This is a genomic window from Streptomyces sp. NPDC048623, assembly GCF_040650755.1.
In the GTDB taxonomy this organism is placed as follows: Bacteria; Actinomycetota; Actinomycetes; order Streptomycetales; family Streptomycetaceae; genus Streptomyces.
Genome location: NZ_JBEZHV010000012.1, coordinates 164,082 through 189,216 on the forward strand (window position 1 = coordinate 164,082; position 25,135 = coordinate 189,216).

20 protein-coding genes are annotated in these 25,135 nt (G+C 70.4%); 6 read left to right on the forward strand and 14 right to left on the reverse strand.

All coding sequences use genetic code 11. The annotated features are described in order from the left end of the window. Positions 1-108: 108 nt before the first annotated feature. Positions 109-3,651 carry a DNA polymerase III subunit alpha gene (gene dnaE / locus AB0C73_RS19510; RefSeq protein WP_362531372.1) on the reverse strand — a complete coding sequence of 1,181 codons (3,543 nt, stop codon included), beginning with the start codon at positions 3,649-3,651 and terminating at the stop codon, positions 109-111. Between the two features lie 184 nt (positions 3,652-3,835). Here dnaE and AB0C73_RS19515 point away from each other — a divergent pair, with 184 nt between their 5' ends. The 5 genes from AB0C73_RS19515 to AB0C73_RS19535 all read left to right on the forward strand — a co-directional run bounded on the left by AB0C73_RS19515 (position 3,836) and on the right by AB0C73_RS19535 (position 9,926). Beyond that, positions 3,836-5,161, forward strand: coding sequence for a DUF2252 domain-containing protein (locus AB0C73_RS19515; RefSeq protein ID WP_362531375.1), 1,326 nt, complete (start codon positions 3,836-3,838; stop codon positions 5,159-5,161). A gap of 151 nt (positions 5,162-5,312) precedes the next feature. Then, positions 5,313-5,999: a hypothetical protein gene (locus AB0C73_RS19520; RefSeq protein WP_362531377.1), complete on the forward strand. Its 687-nt coding sequence runs from the start codon at positions 5,313-5,315 to the stop codon at positions 5,997-5,999. A gap of 54 nt (positions 6,000-6,053) precedes the next feature. Further along, entirely contained in the window at positions 6,054-6,869 is an 816-nt protein-coding gene (locus tag AB0C73_RS19525; RefSeq protein ID WP_362531380.1) for a DsbA family protein, read from the forward strand. A 117-nt stretch (positions 6,870-6,986) separates the two neighbouring features. Then, positions 6,987-8,639 carry an alkaline phosphatase D family protein gene (locus AB0C73_RS19530; RefSeq protein ID WP_362531383.1) on the forward strand — a complete coding sequence of 551 codons (1,653 nt, stop codon included), beginning with the start codon at positions 6,987-6,989 and terminating at the stop codon, positions 8,637-8,639. Positions 8,640-8,954: 315 nt separating this feature from the next. Then, positions 8,955-9,926 (forward strand): zinc metalloprotease, encoded by a 972-nt coding sequence (locus tag AB0C73_RS19535; protein ID WP_362531386.1) that lies wholly within the window; start codon positions 8,955-8,957, stop codon positions 9,924-9,926. A gap of 97 nt (positions 9,927-10,023) precedes the next feature. On the opposite strand, the gene AB0C73_RS19540 is transcribed toward AB0C73_RS19535, so the two are convergent. From AB0C73_RS19540 to AB0C73_RS19565, 6 genes are all read right to left on the reverse strand, one after another. Beyond that, the gene (locus AB0C73_RS19540; RefSeq protein ID WP_362531388.1) at positions 10,024-10,593 is read right to left on the reverse strand and encodes a dienelactone hydrolase family protein; all 570 of its coding nucleotides are present in this window, start codon (positions 10,591-10,593) and stop codon (positions 10,024-10,026) included. A gap of 52 nt (positions 10,594-10,645) precedes the next feature. Then, positions 10,646-12,232, reverse strand: a complete 1,587-nt coding sequence (locus AB0C73_RS19545) for a Na+/H+ antiporter (protein ID WP_362531389.1) — start codon at positions 12,230-12,232, stop codon at positions 10,646-10,648. A gap of 68 nt (positions 12,233-12,300) precedes the next feature. Further along, entirely contained in the window at positions 12,301-12,780 is a 480-nt protein-coding gene (locus AB0C73_RS19550; RefSeq protein WP_362531391.1) for a GNAT family N-acetyltransferase, read from the reverse strand. Beyond that, a complete protein-coding gene (locus tag AB0C73_RS19555) occupies positions 12,777-13,718 on the reverse strand; it encodes an RluA family pseudouridine synthase (RefSeq protein WP_362531393.1) in 942 nt (313 codons plus the stop codon). The genes AB0C73_RS19550 and AB0C73_RS19555 overlap by 4 nt, the downstream gene beginning before the upstream one ends. 75 nt (positions 13,719-13,793) lie before the next feature. After that, positions 13,794-14,366 carry a signal peptidase II gene (lspA, locus tag AB0C73_RS19560; protein ID WP_362531396.1) on the reverse strand — a complete coding sequence of 191 codons (573 nt, stop codon included), beginning with the start codon at positions 14,364-14,366 and terminating at the stop codon, positions 13,794-13,796. A gap of 62 nt (positions 14,367-14,428) precedes the next feature. Then, positions 14,429-15,238 (reverse strand): TraR/DksA C4-type zinc finger protein, encoded by an 810-nt coding sequence (locus AB0C73_RS19565; protein WP_362531399.1) that lies wholly within the window; start codon positions 15,236-15,238, stop codon positions 14,429-14,431. Positions 15,239-15,800: 562 nt separating this feature from the next. On the opposite strand from AB0C73_RS19565, the gene ileS reads away from it, so the two are divergent. After that, positions 15,801-18,941: an isoleucine--tRNA ligase gene (gene ileS / locus AB0C73_RS19570; protein WP_362531401.1), complete on the forward strand. Its 3,141-nt coding sequence runs from the start codon at positions 15,801-15,803 to the stop codon at positions 18,939-18,941. A 182-nt stretch (positions 18,942-19,123) separates the two neighbouring features. Here the strand turns inward: ileS and AB0C73_RS19575 are convergent, their stop codons facing one another. The 7 genes from AB0C73_RS19575 to AB0C73_RS19605 form a co-directional block, all read right to left on the reverse strand. After that, positions 19,124-20,203 carry a DivIVA domain-containing protein gene (locus tag AB0C73_RS19575; protein WP_362531403.1) on the reverse strand — a complete coding sequence of 360 codons (1,080 nt, stop codon included), beginning with the start codon at positions 20,201-20,203 and terminating at the stop codon, positions 19,124-19,126. A gap of 67 nt (positions 20,204-20,270) precedes the next feature. After that, positions 20,271-20,549: a YggT family protein gene (locus tag AB0C73_RS19580; protein WP_362531405.1), complete on the reverse strand. Its 279-nt coding sequence runs from the start codon at positions 20,547-20,549 to the stop codon at positions 20,271-20,273. Positions 20,550-20,635: 86 nt separating this feature from the next. Next, the gene (gene sepF, locus AB0C73_RS19585) at positions 20,636-21,256 is read right to left on the reverse strand and encodes a cell division protein SepF (protein ID WP_265861641.1); all 621 of its coding nucleotides are present in this window, start codon (positions 21,254-21,256) and stop codon (positions 20,636-20,638) included. Between the two features lie 137 nt (positions 21,257-21,393). Next, a complete protein-coding gene (locus AB0C73_RS19590; protein WP_362531536.1) occupies positions 21,394-22,113 on the reverse strand; it encodes a YggS family pyridoxal phosphate-dependent enzyme in 720 nt (239 codons plus the stop codon). Between the two features lie 5 nt (positions 22,114-22,118). After that, complete coding sequence (pgeF, locus tag AB0C73_RS19595; protein ID WP_362531408.1) at positions 22,119-22,859, reverse strand: peptidoglycan editing factor PgeF; 741 nt, start codon at positions 22,857-22,859, stop codon at positions 22,119-22,121. A gap of 4 nt (positions 22,860-22,863) precedes the next feature. Further along, positions 22,864-24,078 carry a cell division protein FtsZ gene (gene ftsZ, locus AB0C73_RS19600; protein ID WP_362531410.1) on the reverse strand — a complete coding sequence of 405 codons (1,215 nt, stop codon included), beginning with the start codon at positions 24,076-24,078 and terminating at the stop codon, positions 22,864-22,866. A 280-nt stretch (positions 24,079-24,358) separates the two neighbouring features. Then, positions 24,359-25,129, reverse strand: a complete 771-nt coding sequence (locus AB0C73_RS19605) for an FtsQ-type POTRA domain-containing protein (protein WP_362531412.1) — start codon at positions 25,127-25,129, stop codon at positions 24,359-24,361. Between the last annotated feature and the right edge of the window lie 6 nt (positions 25,130-25,135).

Sequence of the window (25,135 nt, forward strand, 5' to 3'; positions counted from 1 at the left end):
CCAACGACGAGCCGTAGGCCTTACGGCAGAGGGGCGCGCCCGTGACGACGGGCGCGCCCCTGGCGCGTGCGGCGGGGCCGTGGCGGCCGGGGCCCAGCTACCCGCCGGCTACCCGGCCAGGCAGGACGGGCCGAGCAGCACCTTCAGGTCGCCGAAGAGCGCCGGATCGGGCTGGACCCGGTGCCGGTCGAGCCGGAGCACGGTCGTCGAGCGCGGGCCCTGGAGCTTGATCCGTACCTCGGTGTTGCCCTTGTGGTGGCCGAGGATCTCGCCGAGCCGGCTGATCATCGGCGGGGTCACCTTGACCGTCGGGATGGTGAGGATCACCGGGGCGTTCGTGCCCGCGTTCGACAGGTCGGGGACCATCAGCTCCATGGCGACCAGGCGCGGGATGTCCTCGCGCTTGTCGAGCCGGCCCTTGACGAAGACGACCGCGTCCTCGACGAGCTGGGTGGAGACCAGCTGGTAGGTGGCCGGGAAGAACATGCACTCGATGGAGCCGGCCAGGTCCTCGACGGTGGCGATGGCCCAGGCGTTGCCCTGCTTGGTCATCTTCCGCTGGAGGCCGGAGATGATGCCGCCGATGGTGACGACCGCGCCGTCCGCGTGCTCGCCGCCGGTGAGCTGCGAGATGCCCGCGTCGGTCTTGTCGGACAGCACGTGCTCCAGGCCGAAGAGCGGGTGGTCGGAGACGTAGAGGCCGAGCATCTCGCGCTCCTGGGCGAGCAGATAGGCCTTCTCCCACTCGACGTCGGAGAACTCGACGTCCAGGCCGAAGCCCGGCTCGCTGCTGTCCTCCTCGCCCATGCCGCCGAACAGGTCGAACTGTCCCTCGGCCTCCTTGCGCTTGACCGCCACCACGGTGTCGATCATGGGCTCGTGCTGGGCGACCAGGCCCTTGCGGGTGTGGCCCATGGTGTCGAAGGCGCCGGCCTTGATCAGCGACTCGACGGTGCGCTTGTTGCAGACCACGGCCTCGACCTTGTCGAGGAAGTCGGGGAAGGAGCTGTACTTCCCCTTGCTCTTGCGGGTCTTGATGATCGACTCGACGACGTTGGAGCCGACGTTGCGGACGGCGGTGAGGCCGAAGAGGATCACGTCGTCGCCCTGGGCGGCGAAGTTGGCCTCGGACTCGTTGACGTTCGGCGGGAGCACCTTGATGCCCATGCGGCGGCACTCGTTCAGATAGACGGCGGACTTGTCCTTGTCGTCCTTGACCGAGGTGAGCAGGCCCGCCATGTACTCGGCGGGGTAGTTCGCCTTGAGGTAGGCGGTCCAGTAGGAGACCAGGCCGTACGCGGCGGAGTGCGCCTTGTTGAAGGCGTAGCCGGCGAAGGGGACGAGGACGTCCCACAGGGCCTGGATGGCCTCGTCGCTGAAGCCCTTCTCCTTGGCACCGGCCTGGAAGATGGTGAAGTTCTTCGCCAGTTCGTCGGGCTTCTTCTTGCCCATGACGCGGCGGAGGATGTCGGCCTCGCCGAGCGAGTAGCCGGCGATGATCTGGGCGGCCTTCTGCACCTGCTCCTGGTAGACGATCAGGCCGTAGGTGACGTCCAGGACCTCCTTGAGCGGCTCCTCCAGCTCCGGGTGGATCGGCGTGATCTCCTGCTGCTTGTTCTTGCGCAGCGCGTAGTTCGTGTGGGAGTTCATGCCCATCGGGCCCGGGCGGTAGAGCGCGGACACGGCGGAGATGTCTTCGAAGTTGTCGGGCTTCATCAGCCGCAGCAGGGACCGCATGGGGCCGCCGTCGAACTGGAAGACGCCGAGGGTGTCGCCGCGCTGGAGCAGTTCGAAGGTCTTCGGGTCGTCGAGCGGCAGGGCCAGCAGGTCGAGGTCGATGCCCTTGTTGGCCTTCACCATCTTGACGGCGTCGTCCATGATCGTGAGGTTCCTGAGGCCCAGGAAGTCCATCTTGATCAGGCCGAGCGACTCGCACTGGGGGTAGTCCCACTGCGTGATGGTGACGCCGTCGGTGTGCCGCACCCAGATGGGGGCGTGGTCGACGATGGGCTCGCTGGACATGATCACGCCGGCCGCGTGCACACCCATCTGCCGGACCAGGCCCTCGACGCCCCGGGCGGTGTCGATGACCTTCTTGACGTCCGGCTCGTTCTCGTACATCGCGCGGATCTCGCCGGCCTCGCTGTAGCGCGGGTGCGAGGGGTCGGTGATGCCGTTGAGGTCGATGCCCTTGCCGAGGACGTCGGCGGGCATGGCCTTGGTGAGCCGGTCGCCCATGGCGTACGGGTAGCCGAGGACGCGCGCGGAGTCCTTGATGGCGTTCTTGGCCTTGATCTTGCCGTACGTGCCGATCATGGCGACCTTGTCGGCGCCGTACTTCTCGGTCACGTACCGGATCACCTCGACGCGCCTGCGCTCGTCGAAGTCGATGTCGACATCGGGCATGGAGACGCGCTCGGGGTTGAGGAAGCGCTCGAAGATCAGACCGTGCGGAATCGGGTCGAGGTCGGTGATGCCCATGGCGTACGCGACGATCGAGCCGGCCGCGGAGCCTCGGCCGGGGCCCACGGCGATGCCCTGGCTCTTGGCCCACATGATGAAGTCGGCGACGACGAGGAAGTAGCCCGGGAACCCCATCTGGATGATGACGTCCATCTCGTACTCGGCCTGCTTCTGCCGGTCCTCCGGGACGCCCCCGGGGTAGCGGCGGAGCATGCCGCGCCGCACTTCCTCCTTGAACCACGTGGTGTTGGTGTAGCCCTCTTCCGGGATGTCGAACCTGGGCATGAGGTTCTTGGCCTCGAACATGCCGGTGGTGTCGATCTGCTCCGCGACCAGGAGGGTGTTGCGGCAGCCCTCCTGCCAGGCGTCCGAGGAGTCGACGGCGTACATCTCGTCCGTGGACTTCAGGTAGTAGCCGGTGCCGTCGAACTTGAAGCGGTCCGGGTCCGAGAGGTTCTTGCCGGTCTGGATGCACAGCAGGGCGTCGTGGGCGCCGGCCTCGTGCGCGTAGGTGTAGTGCGAGTCGTTGGTGACCAGCGGCGGGATGCCGAGCTTCTTGCCGATCTCCAGGAGCCCGTCGCGGACCCGGCGCTCGATCTCGATGCCGTGGTCCATCAGCTCCAGGAAGTAGCGGTCCTTGCCGAAGATGTCCTGGTACTCGGAGGCGGACTTCAGGGCCTCGTCGAACTGGCCGAGGCGCAGCCGGGTCTGCAGCTCGCCGGAGGGGCAGCCGGTGGAGGCGATCAGGCCCTCCGACCACTGGGAGATGGTCTCCTTGTCCATCCGGGGCCACTTCTGCAGCCAGCCCTCGGCGTACGCGTCGGAGGACAGCTTGAAGAGGTTGTGCAGGCCGGTGGAGTTCGCCGCCCAGATGGTCTTGTGGGTGTAACCGCCGGAACCGGAGACGTCGTCCCTCTTCTGGTGCGGCTGGCCCCACTGGATCTTCCGCTTGTTGCGGCGGGACTCGGGCGCCACGTACGCCTCGATGCCGATGATCGGCGTCACGCCCGCCTTCTTGGCGCTGTGGAAGAAGTCGTACGCGCCATGGAGGTTTCCGTGGTCGGACATGGCGATATGGGTCATGCCCATCTCGTTGCACGCGTTGAACATGTCCTTCAGCCGCGCGGCACCGTCCAGCAGGGAGTACTGGGTGTGGACGTGGAGGTGCGTGAAGGGCGGCCTGGTCACGGTGGGGATGCCTCCATCATGAATTTCTGGGGGGACAGCGTGGAAGTCTACGTCGCCCGACTGACAGTGGCCGGGCACTCGGGGGTACGGTCGCGCGTTGGGAGTCAGGGAACACCCGTCCCTTTTGTCATGCACCACTTTCGGCCACTCTTCGTGCCGGATCGCCCACCAGGAGGCACCTTCGATGTCGGTTCCCGAGCCCACCGCGGCCGAGCGCGGTGAGCAGATCCTCGCCGTCTTCGACACCGCCTTCGGCGAGCTCCTCGCCGCCGACCCCGCCGCCTTCCGGGTCAAGTTCCGCAAGATGGCCGGTTCCGCCTTCGCGTTCTACCGCGGCACGGCCTGCCTGTTCTACCAGGACCTGGAGCACGAGGCGCACGGCGGCCCGTTCCTCGACGAGCGGACCGGCCGGGTGTGGATCCACGGCGATCTGCACGCCGAGAACTTCGGCACCTACATGGATGCCAACGGGCGCCTGATCTTCAACGTCAACGACTTCGACGAGGCCTATGTCGGCCCCTTCACCTGGGACGTCAAGCGGCTCGCCGCCTCGCTGGCGCTGATCGGCTACGCGAAGGCGCTCAGCGACGACCAGATCACCCACCTGGTGCGGATCTTCGCGGCGGCCTACCGGGAGCGCGTCCACGACCTGGCGACCGGCGCCAAGAGCGACGAGGTGCCCGGCTTCACCCTGGAGACCGCCGAGGGCGCCCTGCTCGGCGCGCTGCGCGAGGCCCGCTCGCTGACCCGCTTCGGACTGCTCGACTCGATGACCGAGATCCGCGAGTACGAGCGCCGCTTCGCGCCCGGCGGCGGCACGATCGAGCTGGACGCGGCCACCCGCTACAAGGTGCTCGCCGCCTTCGACGGCTACCTGGAGACGCTGCCGGAGTCGAGCCTGGCCCGCCCCGACTCGTACCGGGTGAAGGACGTCGTCGGGCGCCGTGGCATCGGCATCGGCTCGGCCGGCCTGCCCTCGTACAACATCCTTCTGGAGGGCAACAGCGACGCCCTGGAGAACGATGTCGTCATCTACATGAAGCAGGCGCAGACCCCGGCGGTCTCCCGGCACGTGACGGACGCGGCGGTACGGGACTACTTCCACCATGAGGGCCACCGCACCGTGATCTCGCAGCGGGCGCTGCAGGCGCACGCGGACCCGTGGCTGGGCTGGACGGAGCTGGACGGCGCGGGGCAGCTGGTCGCCGAGGTCTCGCCGTACGCCGTGGACCTGGACTGGTCGGACATCGACGACCCGCAGGACATCGCGGCGACCGTGGCCGACCTCGGCCGGGCGACGGCGACCATGCACGCGGCGGCGGACGACTCCAGCGGCCACTCCCTGGTGCCGTTCTCCACCGAGCGGGCGATCGACGCGGCCATCGCCGCCGACGAGGAGGGCTTCGCCGAGCTCCTGGTGGACTTCGCGCACATGTACGGCGCACGCGCGCGTGCCGACCACCAGATCTTCGTGGACCTGTTCCGCAACGGCCGGATCCCCGGTCTGTAGGTCCTGCGAGCCCCGTGAGCCCGGTGAGCCCCGTGAGCGCCGTGAGCGCGCGGAATTCCGCGGAGTTCAAGGGGCCTGATGGCCCCTTGAGGCGCCTCACAGCTGGTGTTTAGGGTCGCCTTATGTCCCGGCATGGCACACTTCGACGGCGATGAACATGGCAGGAATCCAGCTGCGAGCCCTCCGGGCGGCGTTCTTCACGGCACTGGTCGTGACGCTGTCCGTGGCCTCGCACGTCCTGCTGTCCGGGATGCCGCTGCCGCTCGGCACGGTCGCCCCGGTCGCCGTCGCGGTGTTCGGCGTGGCCTTCGCGTTCGCCGGGCGCGAGCGCGGCTTCGGGCCCATCGCGGGGCTCCTGGTCCCGCTGGAGCTGGCCGCCGACACCCTGTTCACCAGCGGACAGACCACCTGTTACGGCCCCGCCGGCGGCCCGGTCGCCGGGTCGCTGCGCGCCGTCGGGTTCGACGTGGAGGCACTGTGCGGCGGCGCCCTGGGCGCCCCGCTGCCCGGTGTGGCCGCGCCCGGCAGCGACACGGCCGCGGCTCTGCTCTCCTCCCCCGACCCGGCCGTGCCCTGGCTGCTGCTCGCCGCCCATGTGGCGGTCGGGCTGACCGCGGCCTCCTGGCTGCGCGGCGGCGAGCGGGCCCTGGCCCGGCTGCTGCGGGCGGCCGTGGCCGCCACCTTCCGGCCGCTGCTCGTGGTGGCCGCCTTCCTCCGTACCGCCGTGGCCCTGCCGCGGCGCGCCGGGCACCCCGTGGACCGGCCGCGCCGGTCCGGCACCCGGCTGTTCGCGCACTCCGTGGGACGGCGGGGACCGCCCGTGCTCGCTCTCGTCTGAGCAGCACGCGCAGTCCCCCCTTCTTCTTCCTCCCGAGTCACGGAGATCTTCAGCATGAGCAAGCGCAACAGCCAGTCCAGCAAGGCCGCCGCCCGCGAGCGGCTGCGCGCCGAGCGCGAGAAGCAGGCCAGGAAGGACAAGGTCCGCCGTCAGGTGGTCGTCGCCGCCTCGGCGCTCGGCATCCTCGCGGTCGCCGGCGGCGTCGGCTTCGCCGTCGTCCAGGCCGGCAAGCCGTCCGGCTGGGAGGCGGCCTCGGACGCGAAGGACATCACGGCCCCGAAGAACACCGAGGGCGCGGACGGCACCACCGTGGTCATCGGCAAGCCCGAGGCGAAGAAGACCCTGGAGATCTACGAGGACTCGCGCTGCCCGGTATGCGCGACCTTCGAGCAGGGCGTGGGCGCCACGGTCGAGAAGGACGTCGCCGACGGCAAGTACAAGCTGAAGTACATCGGGGCGACCTTCATCGACAACTCCGACCAGGGCGAGGGCTCGAAGAACGCGCTGTCGGCGCTCGGCGCGGCCCTGGACGTGAGCCCGGAGGCCTTCCTGAAGTACAAGGCTGCGCTGTACTCCGCCGAGTTCCACCCGGAGGAGAGCGACGACAAGTTCGCCGAGGACTCGTATCTGCTGAAGGCGGCGGACTCGGTCCCGGCGCTGAAGGGCAACGCGGAGTTCCGTAAGAACGTCGAGAACGGCACCTTCGACTCCTGGGCGATGAAGATGTCGAAGGCCTTCGACAACAGCGGGGTGCGCGGCACCCCGACGCTGAAGATGGACGGCAAGGCGGTGACCGCCGAGGGCAGCGAGAACCCGCCGCTGACGGTGGAGCAGTTCACCACAGCCGTGGACAAGGCCCTCAAGGCCTGACCCCTCACGGGCGCGGCGGGGGACGGGCACGGGCGCGGCGGAACGGCGGAAGAAGAGTCGGCGAACATTGTGCAGAGGTCTGCCCGTTCGCTCTACCAGTCAGTAATCTGACGGCCCGTGACCAGTCGTCGTAACCACATATCCGTCCCCAGCCGCCGCTCCGTGGTGAAGGCCGCCGCCGTCACCGCCGTCGCCGCGCCGGCGCTGGCGGCCGCCGCCTCGCCCGCGCTCGCGGACGCCGGGGCACCCGCCTTCCTGCACGGTGTCGCCTCGGGCGACCCGCTGCCCGACGGCGTCCTGCTCTGGACGCGCGTCACCCCCACCCCCGACGCCCTGCCCGGCTCAGGCAACGGCCCCGATGTCACGGTCGGCTGGGAGCTGGCCGAGGACCGCGGCTTCGCCCGTACGGTCGCGAGCGGCAGCACCCTCGCCTCCGCGGGTGCCGACCACACGGTGAAGGTGGACGTACGGGGGCTGAAGCCGGCCACCCCGTACTGGTACCGCTTCACCGCGGGCGGCACCACCTCCCCGGCCGGCCGCACGCTCACCGCACCCGCCGCCGACGCGGCCGGTCCCGGCGTGCGCTTCGGCGTGGTCTCCTGCGCCAACTGGGAGGCGGGCTGGTTCTCGGCGTACCGTCACCTGGCCGCCCGCAGCGACCTGGACGCGATCCTCCACCTCGGCGACTACATCTACGAGTACGCCGCCGGCGCGTACCCGGAGGCGAAGTACGGGGTCCGGCAGCACCAGCCGGCGCACGAGATCACCTCGCTCGCCGACTACCGGCTGCGGCACGCCACCTACAAGACGGACGCCGATCTGCAGGCGCTGCACGCGGCGCACCCGATCGTGGCGATCTGGGACGACCACGAGTTCGCCAACGACGCCTGGTCGGGCGGGGCCGAGAACCACACGCCGGGCGCCGAGGGCGTCTGGGCGGACCGGGTCGCGGCGGCCAAGCGGGCCTACTTCGAGTGGATGCCGGTGCGCACCTCCACCGAGGGCACGGTCTACCGGAGGCTGCGCTTCGGCAGGCTGGCCGATCTGCATCTGCTCGACCTGCGCTCCTTCCGCTCGCAGCAGGCGAGCGTGGGCAGCGGCACGGTGGACGACCCGGAGCGTTCGATCACCGGGCGCGCGCAGCTGGACTGGCTGAAGTCGGGTCTGTCGGCATCGGACGCGACCTGGCAGCTGGTGGGCACCTCGGTGATGATCTCGCCGGTGGCCTTCGGCGCGCTTCCGGCCGATCTGCTCGCTCCGCTGGCGGAGCTGCTCGGGCTGCCCGAGGAGGGGCTCGCGGTCAACGTCGACCAGTGGGACGGCTACACGGACGACCGCAAGGAGCTCCTCGGGCACCTGACGTCCCGGGGCATCCGCAACACGGTCTTCCTCACCGGTGACATCCACATGGCCTGGGCGAACGACGTGCCGGTGAAGGCCTCGACGTACCCGCTGTCGGCCTCGGCGGCGACGGAGTTCGTGGTGACCTCGGTGACCTCGGACAACCTGGACGACATCCTGCACGTGGCGCCGGGCACCCTCTCGGTGGTGGCCTCGGCGGCGGTGAAGACGGCCAACCGGCATGTGAAGTGGGTGGACATGGACCACCACGGGTACGGCGTGCTCGACGTGACCGCCGAGCGCTCGCAGATGGACTACTACACGGTCTCGAACCGGGCGGACCGGAACGCGACGGCGGCCTGGGCGCGTTCGTATCGCACCCTGAACGGAACGCAGCGTGTCGAGCGGGTGTACCAGCCGGTCATCTGACCGACGATTTTCAGCCAAGATCCCGTTTGTTAACGGGAGATCACACGGCTACGGCGGGTGGTGAGTTCGGAGCAGCGAATCCGGACACACCACCCGCCTTTGCCACTTCTTCTGTTACGCCCGCGTCTCAAACTCCGGAATCGGCGCGAGTTTTTCTTCCGCATGCCCTGATTTGCCCGCTGATTGATTGGGCTTGATCGACCCTCAACGACATATGACATGGACGCGTAATCTCCCCGCCGTGGCGAGGAAGTGCCTCCCCACCACCCCCACGAGGAGTCCCCCGTGCGCGCTCTTGCACGTATATCGCCGCGTATGTCCCGTCGCATTCTCGGCACCGCCGTGATGGCCGGAACCCTGGCCCTGGCCCCCCTCTCCGCCCCGGCGGCCACCCCGTCGGCCGGCACCACCACCCTGGCCTCGGCCGAGAAGTGCGCCGACGGCACGGCCACCCTGTCGGGCGCCCGCAAGGCGAAGGGCAACGCCACCAAGGCCGAGCCCAACGAGGTCACCGCCGCCCAGGCCCTGGCCATGGACGCGGACCTGAAGAAGAAGGTCGCCGCCCGCTGGACCGACAGCCGTCTCAGCCCCTCCGCGACCCTCGGCGCCACCGCGGTCTCGATCCCGGTCTACTTCCACGTGATCCACAGCGGTACGACGGGCAAGCTCACCTCCACCGACGTCAGCAACCAGCTGGCCGTCCTCAACGCCGCCTACAGTGGCCAGGGCACCGGCAACGTCGACTCGGGCTTCCAGTTCACCCTGGCCGCGACCGACTACACGGACAACGCGACCTGGTACAACCTGTCCTCCGGCTCGCAGGCCGAGAAGGACATGAAGTCCACCCTGCGCAAGGGCGGCGCGAACGCGCTGAACATCTACACCGCCAACCTCGGCGGCGGTCTGCTCGGCTGGGCGACCTTCCCGTCCTCCTACAACTCCAGCCCCTCCATGGACGGTGTCGTCATCCTCGACGCCTCCCTGCCGGGCGGCACGGCCACCAACTACGCCGAGGGCGACACCGCGACCCACGAGGTCGGCCACTGGATGGGCCTCTACCACACCTTCCAGGGCGGCTGTAACGGCAACGGCGACTACGTCTCCGACACCCCGGCCGAGAAGAGCGCGGCCTACCAGTGCCCGACCGGCCGTGACTCGTGCGCCAGCAAGACCGGTGTGGACCCGATCCACAACTTCATGGACTACACCTACGACGCCTGCATGTACCAGTTCACCTCGGGCCAGGTGACCCGGATGAACGACGCCTGGACCGCGTACCGCGCCTGACGGAGCGTCCGGCGGATCGCCCGCGCGCACAAGGGTGTGGCCCCCTGGGACTCGGCGGAGTCCCGGGGGGCCACACCCCTTTGTGCCACCGGGTGAGTTAGAGGCTGTCGAGGAAGGCCAGGGCCACCGCCCAGGTCCGCTCCGCCGCCTCCGCGTCGTAGTCCGGCAGCTCCGGGTCGGTGTACAGGTGCCCGGCGCCGCGGTAGCGGTAGACCTCCACGTCTGCCCCGGCCCTGCACATCTGCAGATACCAGGCCGACAGCCAGTCGTCCGTCTCGAACGGGTCCGGCTCCGCCACGTGCAGCTGCACCGGAAGCTCGTCCACGGCGGCCGACTCGGCGATGTCCGAGGTGCCGTGGAGGAGCAGCAGCCCGCGCGCCTTGGCGTCGCCGAGCGCCAGCGTCTGCGCGACCGAGGCGCCGAAGGACAGCCCCATGTAGACCAGACCGCGCTCGGAGTACGGGGCGGCGGCGAGCACCGCCCGCTTCAGCAGCTCGTCCTTGCCGATCTCGTCCCGGAGCGCCACGCCCTCCTCGGTGGTCTCCACCGTCCGTCCGTCGAAGAGGTCCGGCGTCCAGACCTGGTGTCCGGCGGCCCGGAGCCGGTCGGCGGCGGCGGTCACGGACGGGGTGAGCCCGTGGACGGAGTGGAAGAGCATGATGTCCATGCGCCCCATCCTGCCACCGGCGGCCGGACGCCTCCGACCGGCCACCCCGCCCTCACCGCATGCTGCGCACGTCGAGGTCGCGCAGCACCCGGTCCACCACCTCCGGGTCCGCCCCGGGCTCGCTGCGTGCCGAGAGGACCGCGTGCCGGGCCGCCGACATCAGCTCCCGCTGGATCCGGTGCACCGACTTCGCGCGCTCCACGCGCTGCGTGAACGCGGCCCGCCGCTCGTCGTCCACCATGTCCGGACTGATCCGGGCCCCGATGTCGAACGCGCCGCGCTGCAGCCGCTCGGCCACCTCCTCCGGCAGGTCCTCCACCTCCGCGATCTCCTTCAGACGCCGCTTGGCGGCCTTCGCCGCCCGGATCGCCAGGTCCCGCTCGAAGGCCCGCTCGGCGTCCGTGTCGGCCTTCACACCGAGCCGCTTGACCAGCCACGGCAGGGTGAGGCCCTGCAGCACCAGGGTCGTCAGGATCACACAGAAGGCGATGAAGATCAGCTCGTCGCGGCCGGGGAAGGGCGCGCCGTCCCGGGTGCGGAGCGGGATGGCGAGCGCCAGCGCCACCGAGGCCACCCCGCGCATCCCGGCCCACCACATGACGACGGACTCCCGCCAGCTCATCGGGATCTCCTCGGCGTAGTCCCGCCGGTCGTGCAGCTTCTTCGCCACCCAGGCGGCGGGCAGGAGCCACAGGAGCCGCACCACGACCACCACGCCGACGACGGCCGCGCCCCAGCCGAGCATCTCCCCGCCGCGCCCCTCGGCGACCCCGAAGACATGGACCAGCTCCAGGCCGATCAGACCGAAGGCGATGCCGGTGACGAGGGTCTCGACGATCTCCCAGAAGGTCTGCCCGGCGAGCCGTCCCATCACGTCGTCGGCGTCGAGCGCGTACTCGGCCAGGAAGAGCGCGGTGACCAGGACCGCGAGCACGCCCGAGCCGTGCAGCTCCTCGGCGATCACGTACGCGACGAAGGGGACGAGCAGGGTGAGGCCGGTCTGCAGGGTGGCGTCGGCGAGGAAGCCCATCAGCTTGTTGGCGGCCCAGCCGAGGGCGAGGCCGACGACGACCGCGACGACGGCCGACAGGATCAGCTCGCCCAGGGCGTCGGGCCAGGAGAAGTGGCCGGTGACCACCGCCGTGATCGCCACGTGGTAGAGCACGATCGCGGTGACGTCGTTGAACAGGCCCTCGCCCTCCAGGATCGACACCAGCCGGCGCGGCAGCCCGAGCGAGCCCGCCACGGCGGTCGCCGCGACCGGGTCGGGCGGCGCCACGAGCGCGCCCAGGGCCAGCGCGGCGGCCAGCGGGATGCCCGGCACCAGGGCGTCCGCGACGGCGCCGACGGCGGCCGTGGTCACGAAGACGAGCGCCACCGCGAGCAGGAAGATCGGGCGCCGGTTGGCCGCGAACTGGCGCCAGGAGGTGCGCTGCGCCGAGGCGTAGAGCAGCGGCGGCAGCACCAGCGGCAGGATGAACTCGGGCGGGACGTCGACGTTCGGCACGAAGGGCAGGAACGCGAGGACGATCCCGATGAGGGTCATCAGGACGGGGGCCGGCAGCCCGAGCCGGTCCCCGAGGGGCACGGTCAGGACGGCGCCGAGGAGCAGCAGGAAGAGCAGGGCCAGTTGATCCACGGCCCTACCCTGTCACGTGCGCCCGTTTCGCCCGGGAATGCCCTCGCGGAGGACGAGGGCCTGTCCGGCTACAGAGCCCTTCGCATCGCCCGGTGCGGCATGTCCGCGTCGAGGAACTCGGGGCCGTACGCCTCGTAGCCGAGCCGCTCGTAGAAGCCGAGGGCGTGGGTCTGGGCGTGCAGGTCGACGGCGGCGAGCCCGCGCTCCCGGGCCGCCTCCTCGATGGCGCGCACCAGCGCCGCGCCGACCCCGAGGCCGCGCGAGGCCTTGTTCACCGCGAGCCGGCCGAGGGAGCCCACCGAGGCGTCGGCGCCGGTCCTGCCGGTCGCGTCGGCCCCGAGGAGCAGCCGGCCGGTGCCCAGGGGCAGGCCGTCGGCGCGGACCGCGAGCACATGCACGGCGGTCGCGTCGTACGTGTCGTACTCGATCTCCTGCGGAACGCCCTGCTCCACGACGAAGACCTCGCGGCGCACCGCAAAGCAGGCCTCGCGGTCGTCCTGGGCCACGGCCTCCCTGACGGCGTACGCGGACGCTCCGGCGGCGCTCACCGGCTCTCCGCCTCGATGCGGTCGAGGGCGGTCTGCAGGTCGGCCGGGTAGGAGCTGGCGAACTCGACCCACTGCCCGTCGGCCGGGTGCTCGAAGCCGAGCCGGACGGCGTGCAGCCACTGCCGGGTCAGGCCGAGGCGCTTGGCCATGGTCGGGTCGGCGCCGTAGGTGAGGTCGCCGACGCAGGGGTGCCGGTGGGCCGACATGTGCACCCGGATCTGGTGGGTGCGGCCGGTCTCCAGCTTGATGTCGAGCAGCGAGGCCGCCCGGTAGGCCTCGATGAGGTCGTAGTGGGTCACGGACGGCTTGCCGTCGGCGGTCACGGCCCACTTGTAGTCGTGGTTCGGGTGCCGGCCGATGGGCGCGTCGATGGTGCCGCTCAGCGGGTCCGGGTGGCCCTGCACCAGGGCGTGGTAGCGCTTGTCGACCACGCGCTCCTTGAACTGGCGCTTCAGCGAGGTGTACGCGTACTCCGACTTCGCCACCACCATCAGGCCGGAGGTGCCGACGTCGAGCCGGTGCACGATGCCCTGGCGCTCGGCGGCGCCGGAGGTGGAGATCCGGTAGCCGGCGGCGGCCAGACCGCCGATCACGGTGGTGCCGGTCCAGCCGGGGCTGGGGTGCGCGGCGACCCCGATCGGCTTCATGATCACGACGATGTCGTCGTCGTCGTGGATGATCTCCATGCCCTCGACGGGCTCGGCCACGATCTGCACCGGGGCGGCCGCGCCGGGCATCTCGACCTCGAGCCACGCGCCACCGCTGACCCGCTCGGACTTGCCGACGACGGCGCCGTCGACCTGGACCTTGCCTGCGGCGGCCAGCTCGGCCGCCTTGGTACGGGAGAACCCGAACATACGGGCGATGGCGGCGTCGACGCGCTCGCCCTCCAGGCCGTCGGGTACGGGCAGCGTGCGGATCTCGGGACTCGTGCTCACCGTTCGAGTATGCCTTGTGCCGGAGGTGCGCCGTCCCCGGCGGTCGGTCCCTGTGGACGACGCCGCCCCCGGCGGTCAGTCCTTGTGGACGGTGCCGTCGGGGTCCAGGCCCCGGAACGAGAGCAGCACGATGAGGATGCCGCCGCAGACGATCGCCGAGTCGGCGAGGTTGAAGACGGCGAAGCCCTTGGGTGCGATGAAGTCCACGACCGCGCCCTCGAAGACGCCGGGCGAGCGGAAGATCCGGTCGGTGAGGTTGCCGAGCGCGCCGCCGAGCAGCAGGCCGAGCGCGATCGCCCAGGGCAGGCTGTAGAGCTTGCGGGCCAGCCGGATGATCACCGCGATGACCACGGCCGCGATCACCGTGAAGATGATCGTGAAGGCCTCGCCCATGCCGAAGGCGGCACCGGGATTGCGGATGGCCTCGAAGCGCAGCAGGTCGCCGATCACCTTGATCGGCTCGTGCCCCTCCAGCTCGGCCACCACGAGCATCTTGCTGCCGAGGTCCAGGAGATAGGCGAGCACGGCCACCACGAACAGCGCGGCGATCTTCCGCTTCCCCCTGGGCTGCGGCCGCTCCTCCGGAACGGCCGTCTCGTCGGCCCCTGCTGAATCCGGCGTACCGATGACGCTCTCCGCCTCTGCCACGTGAGTCCCTCAACCTAGGTGCCTGATGTGCACCGAGGGTACGGCACCCACCTCCGGCGCCGTCAGCCCCGGCGCTCCTGCTTCTGCTTGTCCTCCACACAGAGCGTGGCGCGCGGGAAGGCCTGCATCCTGGCCTTGCCGATCGGCTTGCCGCAGACCTCGCACAGGCCGTACGTGCCCGCGTCGAGCCGCTCCAGGGCGTGCTCGGTCTGCTCCAGCATCTCGCGGGCGTTCGCCGCCAGGGCGAGCTCGTGCTCGCGCGTGATGTTCTTGGTGCCGGTGTCGGCCTGGTCGTCGCCGGCGCCGTCGCCGGAGTCGCGCATCAGACCGGTCAGCTCCTCCTCGGAGTGGACCAGCTCGCTGCGCAGCCGCAGCACCTCCGCCGTCAGCTCGCTGCGGGCCTCGGCGACCTCTTCGGGGGTCCACGGCTCCTCACCGGGGCGTACGGCGAGTTCTCCGGCCCGGGCCTGGGGCACCGCGGCCCCCGTCCCGCCGGCCGTCGTGACACCGCCACCCGCGGTCTTCTTCGCTGCCACCGTGCTGGCTCCTGTCTTCCGGTTCGTCGGCGCGGCCGTCTTCCTGGCGGCCGTCGTCTTCGCGGCCGCCTTCGTGGCGGGTGCCTTGCCGGCCGCCGTCTTCTTCGTGGCGGCCGTCTTCTTCGTGCCGCTCTTCCTGGCGGCGGTCTTCTTCGCCGCGGTCTTCTCCGCCGCGGTCTTCTCCGCGGCACTCTTCTCGGTCGTCCTCTTCGCGGCCGTGGCGTTCACGGCCGTCGTCTTCTTCCCGTTCTTCCCGGCCGGTGCCTTCGCGGCCGGGGTCTTCGTCGTCGTTCTCGTGGCCGTCGTCTTCTTCGCGGCGGTCTTCTTCGCCACCATGTCGCGGCCCCTTCACATATTGTGATCTTGCTCGCGAATCGTGCTGGGACGATAAATCGGCCCAAGGCCCGCGGCAACGGGGCACGCCGCCCATTCCGCCCGCCCCGGCGCCCGGCGGGGCGGACCTGCCTCGGTTGTGCCCAGCTCCCCGGCGGGTTATCCGCGCCGCTCCTCCCCCACTTGGCCGCAGCGGAAGTCCGCGCCGGGCCGTGTGCCCATTCGGGTCACGGGGAATCCCGCGGAAATACGGTCGGCCGCTGTCGCCCCCGCCCCGTACACTGGGCGGAGCGAAAGGCTTGGATGGGGACGAGTAGCGTCGTACGCAGCCATGAGCGACCCGGGGACGGTGCGAGCCCGGGGGCGAGCGCGAGGTGAAGCATCACCCCGGAGCTGCCGGAAGAAAGCCGCGGGACCGCGAGGGCCCGTGGCGACTAGACCCGGCGTCGCGACCCCAATGAGGGGGCTCAGGGCGTCCGCGCCCGGGGCCAAGGAGGGTGGTACCGCGGGAGCAGTGCTCTCGTCCCTCCGGACGGAACGAGGCACATCCGCCGGAGGAAGATCGATGTCTTCGCAGTACCGCCAGGTACCCGCCCAGGTAGACCTGTCCGCGCTCGAGCACGGAGTGCTCGATTTCTGGCGCGACAACAAGGTCTTCGCCAAGACGCTTGAGCAGTCCGAGGGACGCCCCGAGTGGGTGTTCTACGAGGGCCCGCCGACCGCCAACGGCATGCCCGGCGCGCACCACATCGAGGCCCGCGTCTTCAAGGACGTCTTCCCCCGCTTCCGCACCATGCGCGGGTACCACGTGGCCCGCAAGGCGGGCTGGGACTGCCACGGCCTGCCGGTCGAGCTCGCCGTCGAGAAGGAGCTCGGCTTCTCCGGCAAGAAGGACATCGAGGCGTACGGCATCGCCGAGTTCAACGCCAAGTGCCGCGAGTCCGTGACCCGCCACACCGACGCCTTCGCCGAGCTGACCACCCGCATGGGCTACTGGGTGGACCTCGACGACGCGTACCGCACCATGGACCCCTCGTACATCGAGTCGGTCTGGTGGTCGCTCAAGCAGATCTTCGACAAGGGCCTGCTCGTCCAGGACCACCGCGTCGCCCCCTGGTGCCCGCGCTGCGGCACCGGCCTGTCCGACCACGAGCTGGCGCAGGGCTACGAGACGATCGTCGACCCGTCCGTGTACGTGCGCTTCCCGCTGACCTCCGGCCCGCTGGCCGGCAAGGCGGCGCTGCTCGTCTGGACGACCACCCCGTGGACCCTGGTGTCCAACACGGCCGTGGCCGCCCACCCCGAGGTCACCTATGTGGTCGCCACGGACGGCGACGAGCGCCTGGTCGTCGCCGAGCCGCTCCTGGAGAAGGCGCTCGGCGAGGGCTGGGTGACCACCGGCGAGTCCTTCACCGGCAAGGACATGGAGCGCTGGACCTACGACCGGCCCTTCGAGCTGATCCCCTTCGACGTCCCGGCGCACTACGTCGTCAACGCCGAGTACGTGACGACCGAGGACGGTACGGGTCTGGTCCACCAGTCCCCCGCCTTCGGTGAGGACGACCTCAAGGTCTGCAAGGCGTACGGCCTGCCGGTCGTGAACCCGGTCCGCCCCGACGGCACCTTCGAGGAGGACGTGCCGCTGGTCGGCGGCGTCTTCTTCAAGAAGGCCGACGAGGCGCTGACCGCCGACCTGGACGCGCGCGGCCTGCTCTTCAGGCACGTCCCGTACGAGCACAGCTACCCGCACTGCTGGCGCTGCCACACGGCGCTGCTCTACTACGCGCAGCCGTCCTGGTACATCCGTACGACGGCCGTCAAGGACCGCCTGCTCGAAGAGAACGAGAACACCAACTGGTTCCCGGACTCCGTCAAGCACGGGCGCTTCGGCGACTGGCTGAACAACAACATCGACTGGGCGCTCTCCCGCAACCGCTACTGGGGCACCCCGCTGCCGATCTGGCGCTGCGCGGACGACCACCTGACGTGCGTGGGCTCGCGCGCCGAGCTGACCGAGCTGACCGGCACCGACCAGTCGGGCCTGGACCCGCACCGCCCGTTCATCGACGACGTCACCTTCACGTGCTCCGCCGAGGGCTGCTCCCTGGAGGCCGTCCGCGTGCCGGAGGTCATCGACGCCTGGTACGACTCGGGCTCGATGCCGTTCGCGCAGTACGGCTACCCGTACCAGAACAAGGAGCTGTTCGAGAGCCGCTACCCGGCGCAGTTCATCTCCGAGGCGATCGACCAGACCCGCGGCTGGTTCTACACGCTGATGGCGGTCGGCACGCTGGTCTTCGACAAGTCCTCGTACGAGAACGTGGTCTGCCTGGGCCACATCCTCGCCGAGGACGGCCGCAAGATGTCCAAGCACCTCGGCAACATCCTCCAGCCGATCCCGCTGATGGACCAGCACGGCGCCGACGCGGTGCGCTGGTTCATGGCGGCCGGCGGCTCGCCGTGGGCGGCGCGCCGGGTCGGCCACGGCACGATCCAGGAGGTCGTCCGCAAGACGCTCCTGACGTACTGGAACACGGTCGCCTTCCAGGCGCTGTACGCCCGTACGTCCGGCTGGGCGCCGTCCGCCGCCGACCCGGCGCCGGCCGACCGCCCGGTCCTCGACCGCTGGCTGCTGGGCGAGCTGAACACGCTGGTCGCCGAGGCGACCGAGGCGATGGAGGCGTACGACACCCAGCGCACCGGCAAGCTCCTCTCGGCCTTCGTCGACGACCTGTCGAACTGGTACGTGCGCCGCTCGCGCCGCCGGTTCTGGCAGGGCGACAAGGCGGCGCTGCGCACCCTCCACGAGGTCGTGGAGACGGTGACCCGGCTGATGGCCCCGCTGACCCCGTTCATCACCGAGCGGGTCTGGCAGGACCTGGTGGTCCCGGTGACGCCGGAGGCCCCCGAGTCCGTCCACCTGGCCACCTGGCCGGAGGCGGACGCGGCCCTCATCGACCCGGCCCTGTCGGAGCAGATGCTGCTCGTCCGCCGCCTGGTCGAGCTGGGCCGTGCGACGCGTGCCGAGTCGGGCGTGAAGACCCGTCAGCCGCTCTCGCGCGCGCTGGTGGGGGCGACGGGCTTCTCGGACCTGTCCGAGGACCTCCAGGCGCAGATCACCGAGGAGCTGAACGTCTCCTCGCTCGCCTCCCTGTCGGAGGTCGGCGGCTCGCTGGTCGACACGACGGCGAAGGCGAACTTCCGGGCGCTGGGCAAGCGGTTCGGCAAGGGCGTGCAGGACGTGGCGAAGGCGGTGGCCGTGGCCGACGCGGCCGCTCTGTCCCTCGCCCTCCGCTCCGGCGAGGCGACTCTCGAGGTGAACGGCGAGACGATCGTCCTCACCCCGGAGGAGGTCATCATCACGGAGACCCCGCGCGAGGGCTGGTCGGTCGCCTCCGACTCCGGCGCCACGGTCGCCCTGGACCTGGAGATCACGCCCGAGCTCCGCAAGGCCGGTCTGGCCCGTGACGCGATCCGCCTCATCCAGGAGGCCCGCAAGAACAGCGGCCTCGACGTCGCGGACCGCATCGCCCTGCGCTGGTCCTCCCCCTCGGCGGAGACGACGGAGGCCCTGACGGCCCACGCGACCCTGATCGCGGACGAGGTCCTCTCCACGGACTACGCGGAGGGCCCGGCCGACGACTCGTACGGCTCGCCGTTCGAGGACGAGTCCCTGTCCCTCACGTTCCGCCTCCGCAAGGCGTAGCGCACAGGCCGAAGGGCCCGGCTCCCGTGAGGGGGCCGGGCCCTTCGCCGTGTCCGGCGGACTGTCGCGGGGCGCGGCCCACTTCCCCGCACGCCGAAGGGCCGGCCCCCCGAAACCAGGGGGCCGGCCCTTCAGGACTGCCGACGACGGCTACGCGTTCAACACGCGTTGATCCGCCGGCCTCAGTTGTCGTCCTCGTCGATCAGGAAGCCACGCATCGGCGCCGGAGCCTGCTGCATCGGCTGCGGGGCCTGCGGGCGGACCGGGGCCATGGGCTGGGTCATGGCCGGGGTCATCTGCTGCTGGCCGCCGTAGGACGGGGCGCCGCCCATGGGGCCGTTGCCGCCGTAGGACGGGGCACCGGCGCCGGCCGGGGCCATCGACGGGGACGGCGGCAGGGACGGGGCGGACGGGGTGCGCGGCGGGGCCAGCGAGTCGTCCGCCTGGGAGTCCAGCTGACGCAGCTGGGACTCCAGGTAGGACTTCAGGCGGGTCCGGTACTCACGCTCGAAGCCCCGCAGGTCCTCGACCTTGCGCTCGAGGGTCGCGCGGGCGGACTCCAGGGAGCCCATCGCGACGCGGTGCTTCTCCTGCGCGTCCCGCTCCAGCGCGTCCGCCTTGGCGCGGGCGTCGCGCTCCAGGCCCTCGGCGCGCGAGCGCGCCTCGCCGACGATCTTGTTGGCCTCGGAGCGGGCCTCCGCGATCGCCTGGTCGGCGGTCTGCTGCGCGAGCGAGAGCACGCGAGCGGCGCTGTCGCCACCGGGCGCCTGCGGCGCCGGGGCCATCGGCTGCTGCTGCGGGTGACCCATGGGGCCGCCCTGCATCGGGCCGGGACCCATCGGGCCGCCCTGCATCGGGCCGGGACCCATGGGCCCGCCCTGCATGGGACCACCCTGCATGGGGCCGCCCTGCATCGGGCCGGGGGGAAGCGCGGGAGCACCGGAGGGCAGCTGCGGCGGGCCCTGCATGGGGCCCTGCTGCTGCGCCGGCGGTCCGGATATGGCGGCGGGCACGGGAGCGCCGGGACCGACGGGACGATCCTGCGGCTCGGGCGGCTTGCGCATGCCCTGCTGCTGGTTCTGCGCGGCGGCACGGGTCGCGGCGGCCAGCTTGGCGCGCAGGTCCTCGTTCTCGCGGAGCAGTCGCGTCAGCTCGCCCTCGACCTCGTCGAGGAAGGCATCGACCTCGTCCTCGTCATAGCCTTCTCGAAGGCGGACGGTCGTGAACTGCTTGTTCCGCACGTCCTCGGGGGTCAGCGCCATCTCTTCTTCACCTCTACGTAGTCGTCGGCAGTCGGCAAGACCGTATCGTCCACAGTTCCCTCCACCATCACCTCACGATGGAGATCAGGATGTACACGATGATCATCAGAACGAAGAAGGACAGGTCGAGTGCCACGCCCCCGAGGCGCAGCGGCGGGATCAGCCGCCGCAGAAGCTTGAGCGGTGGATCGGTCACAGTGTAGGTGGCCTCGAGGACCACCACCATCGCCTTGCCGGGTTGCCATGACCGGGCGAACTGGAAGACGTAGTCCATGACCAGCCGGAAGATCAGAAGGACGAGGAAGCACGTCAGCGCGATGTAGACCACATCCAGTGCGACACCCATCCCGCGGTTCCCTCTCCCCTGGCTCTCGTGCTCTTGCTTGTCCGGTCGGTCGCGCGGTGCGGCCGGCCGTTCTCGGTCTCGTGTTCTCAGCTCTGGTTGAAGAATCCGCCCTCTGCGATGCGGGCCTTGTCCTCCGCCGTGACATCGACGTTAGCAGGCGACAACAGGAACACCTTCTGCGTCACGCGCTCAATGCTGCCATGGAGCCCGAACACGAGTCCGGCGGCGAAGTCGACAAGTCGCTTCGCGTCCGTGTCGTCCATCTCTGTGAGGTTCATGATCACCGGAGTGCCCTCACGGAAGTGTTCCCCGATGGTACGGGCCTCGTTGTAGGTCCGCGGGTGCAGCGTGGTGATGCGGTACGGCTCCCGCTCGGACACGACCTTGGGCATGATCACCGGTGCGTTCTTCTCCAGGCTGGGACGTTCGGGTGTGATGGATGCCACGGGGGCAATTCGGGCAGGACGTCCGCTTTCCGCGTGTACCGGTACAGACTGAGCGACAGGCTCGCGCGGTGCGGGCGGCTGCACGACCCGTACCGGCTCCTCCCGCTCGATCTGCCGAGGGGGCTGGTGGCGCCGGTCGCGCTCGGGCTCCGGCTCCAGCTCGGGTTCGAAGTCGTCGTCGGGGTCGAATCCCCGGCCGTCGTAGCCATCGTCCTCCACGAGGCCGAGGTAGACCGCCATCTTGCGCATCGCGCCGGCCATTCTCTGCATCCTCCGCTCAGTGGTGGATCGCCTAACCGAATGTCGCAGTGTCACCAAGTGCCCGCGATCCACGGGTCCCCCCGCCTGCTCGGCGGAATGACCATATTTTCTGCTGTGGTCCGACCTGCTTCGCGACGTTACCCGAGCTTCGGGCGGACTCCGAGTACCGCCGTACCGATGCGTACGTGTGTCGCTCCGGCCGCCACGGCCTCTTCGAGGTCCGCACTCATCCCTGCTGACACCATGTTCGCAGTTGGACGAGTCGCGCGCAGGACAGTCGACAAATCCATCAGCCGGTCGAAGGCGGCACGTTGCCGCCCGGCGTACGGACCGGCGAGCGGGGCGACCGTCATCAGTCCGCCGAGCCGCAGTCCGGGGGCCGCGTCCACCGCGGCCGCCAACTCCTCGATCCCGTCCGGACCGACCCCGCCGCGGGCACCCCGCTCGCCCGACTCGACGTCGAGGGCGACCTGGATCAGGCAGTCGAGTTCACGATCCGCCTTCTCCGCGGCGGCGGAGAGCGCGGAAACGAGCCTCAAACGGTCGACGGACTGCACCACATCGGCATAACCCACCACGGATCGGACCTTGTTGGTCTGCAGCTGGCCGACGAAGTGCCAGGTGAGATCGAGGTCGGCGCAGGCCGCGGCCTTCGGCGCGGCGTCCTGGTCGCGGTTCTCCGCCACATGACGCACACCGAGTTCGTGCAGAAGCCGTACATCACTCGCGGGGTAGGTCTTGGTGACCACGATCAGGGTCACCTCGTCCCGCGCCCGCCCGGCGGCGGCGCACGCGGCACCGATGCGCTCCTCCACCCGGGCGAGGTTGGCGGCGAGTTCGGACTTGCGGTCGGTCAGGTCGGTCATGTCTCTTCTCGCTGCAACCAGACATATCCCGCGAGTCGCCCCGTGGTGCGGTCGCGGCGGTACGAGTAGTGGTCACCGGACTCCAGGGTGCAGACCCCGGCGTCCGAAACGTCCCGGACTCCGAGCCGGGCGAGCTGGGCGTGCACCCCGGCGGCCACGTCGACGGCCGGGGTACCCCAGGAGGTCTCGGCGTACGCGGCCGGTTCGACCGCGGCCACCTCGGCGCGCATCCGCTCCGGCACCTCGTAGCAGCGTCCGCAGACCGAGGGTCCGGTGCGGGCGGTGATACGGGCGGGGTCGGCGCCGAGCTTCACCATCGCCGCGACCGCGGCGGGCACGACGCCCGCCACCATGCCGGGCCGCCCGGCGTGGGCGGCGGCGGCGACCCCGGCGACCGGGTCGGCGAGCAGGACCGGGACGCAGTCCGCGGTCAGCACCGCGAGGGCGAGCCCCCGGGTAGCCGTGACGATCGCGTCCACGCACGGGATCCCGTCCGAGGCCCACGGTCCGTCGACCACGGTCACATCGGCGCCGTGCACCTGGTTCATCCAGACGACCCGCGCCGGGTCGAGCCCGAGCTCCTTCGCCGCCAGGGTCCGGTTGGCCAGGACGGCCGCGGGCTCGTCGCCCACCGCGCCGCCGAGGTTGAGCTCCTCGTACGGAACGGCGCTCACCCCGCCCCACCGGTCGGTGAAGGCGAAGTGCGCGCCGCTCGTCTCGTAACGCTGCCCTATCAACGTGTCACTTCAAGAAGTCCGGGACATCCAGCTCTTCGGCCTGGGTGTCCGGGTACGGGCGGGCCGGCGGAACGACCGGCGGGGCCACGGGCGGCAGCGTGGTCTCGCTGATCGCCGGGGCGGGCTCGACCGGGGCGGCCTGCTCCTCGCGCGGGGTCACCGTGCCGAGGCCGCCGAGCGGGCGGGGGGTCTCGGCGATGCGCGGGGCCGGGGCCGGCTCCTCGCGCTTGGCGGAGACCGAGCCGATGATGTTGTCGCGGCGGGCCGGCGGCTGACCGCCGTCGAAGCCGGCCGCGATGACGGTGACCCGGACCTCGTCGCCGAGGGCGTCGTCGATGACGGCGCCGAAGATGATGTTCGCCTCGGGGTGGGCGGCCTCGCTGACCAGCTGAGCGGCCTCGTTGATCTCGAAGAGACCGAGGTCGCTGCCGCCGGAGATGGAGAGCAGCACGCCGCGGGCGCCGTCGATGGACGCCTCCAGGAGCGGCGAGGAGATCGCCATCTCGGCGGCGGCCACGGCGCGGTCGTCGCCGCGGGCGGAGCCGATGCCCATCAGGGCGGAACCGGCCTCGGACATGACCGACTTGACGTCGGCGAAGTCGAGGTTGATCAGACCGGGGGTGGTGATGAGGTCGGTGATGCCCTGGACACCGCTGAGGAGCACCTGGTCGGCCGACTTGAAGGCGTCGAGCACGGAGACCTGGCGGTCCGAGATCGAGAGCAGCCGGTCGTTGGGGATGACGATGAGGGTGTCGACCTCTTCGCGGAGCTCGGCGATGCCGTCCTCCGCCTGGTTGGCGCGCCTGCGGCCCTCGAAGGTGAACGGGCGGGTGACCACACCGATCGTGAGGGCGCCGAGCGAGCGCGCGATGTTGGCGACGACGGGTGCGCCGCCGGTGCCGGTGCCGCCGCCCTCGCCGGCGGTGACGAAGACCATGTCGGCCCCCTTGAGGACCTCCTCGATCTCCTCGCGGTGGTCCTCTGCCGCCTTGCGGCCGACGGCCGGGTTGGCCCCGGCGCCGAGGCCGCGGGTCAGTTCACGGCCGACGTCGAGCTTGACGTCGGCGTCGCTCATCAACAGTGCCTGCGCGTCGGTGTTGATGGCGATGAACTCGACGCCCTTGAGACCGACCTCGATCATTCGGTTGATGGCATTGACACCACCGCCGCCGACACCGATGACCTTGATGACTGCGAGGTAGTTCTGCGGTGCTGCCACGTCGAAGGCCTCTCGCCTCGAGTTACGTGTCGCCGCTTCGCGGTGGTTGACGCGTCGCGACGACGGATGCCGATTGGGGCGGTCCATGACGCCGACCCAAACCCTAACGTTGAAGTTTAGGGTTACCAGTGTCTCTGTTCGCTGGACTCTTCCGAACAGGACACTAAGTCGACAAGTGGCGCACGTTCAACGAACACGCCGAACCTCCCGTTTTTCTTTTCACCCTATGTGATCACCCGTAGCGCTGGCCAACCAGGGTGCTGGCCAGCGGTGATGGGCGTCAACTTCTCGACGAGGCGGGTGCGGTGGGGGCACTTACATCGAAGTGCCCCGCTTTGGGAGTCGCTTTCATGAGAGCGGTGAGAACCCTGGCCTTCACCGGCCCGTCCTCACCACTGCCCCAGAAGACGCTGCGGCCCTTGTCGAGTTCCAGAGTGATGGAGTCGAAGGACGTGATACGGACGACACGGACGTCCTGGGCGATTTTCTCCGGGAGTTCGCCCGTCACGCCTACCGCGGCCGCCAACAGGCGTTCGCCGTCGAAGCGGCGCAGGCTCGGGGAGGCGGCGGCGTCGAGGACGAGCCGCGGGACGCCGCCCGGCGGGGTGGTGACGGTGGCGAACCGGACGGCACCGGCGTCCACTTCGTCGAACTTTCCGCCGTTTTCGAGGAGCAGGACGGGGCGACGTTCCGTCACTTTCAGACCGATTCCGTGCGGCCAGGAGCGCTCGACCTCCACGGAGTCGATCCGCGGCAGCCGCTCGCGCAGCCGGGCCTCGATGGCGTCGGTGTCGACGGAGACGAGCGGCGCGCCGAGCGGGACCGCCGCGACACGCTCGACCTCGTCCGGGGTGAGCACCTTCGTGCCGGTGGTGCCGACCCGCTCGACCCGGAACCAGTCGGAGCCGTAGAGCGCCCAGACGCCGCCGGCCACCAGGAGGACGGCGCCGAGGGCGATCAGGAGGACCCGCGGGCCGGGCACCCGGAGGTTCCTGGTGCCCGGCCGGCCCGGTCGCGGCGCGGAGCCCTCGGACCTGCTCTTCGCTGCCACCGCGCT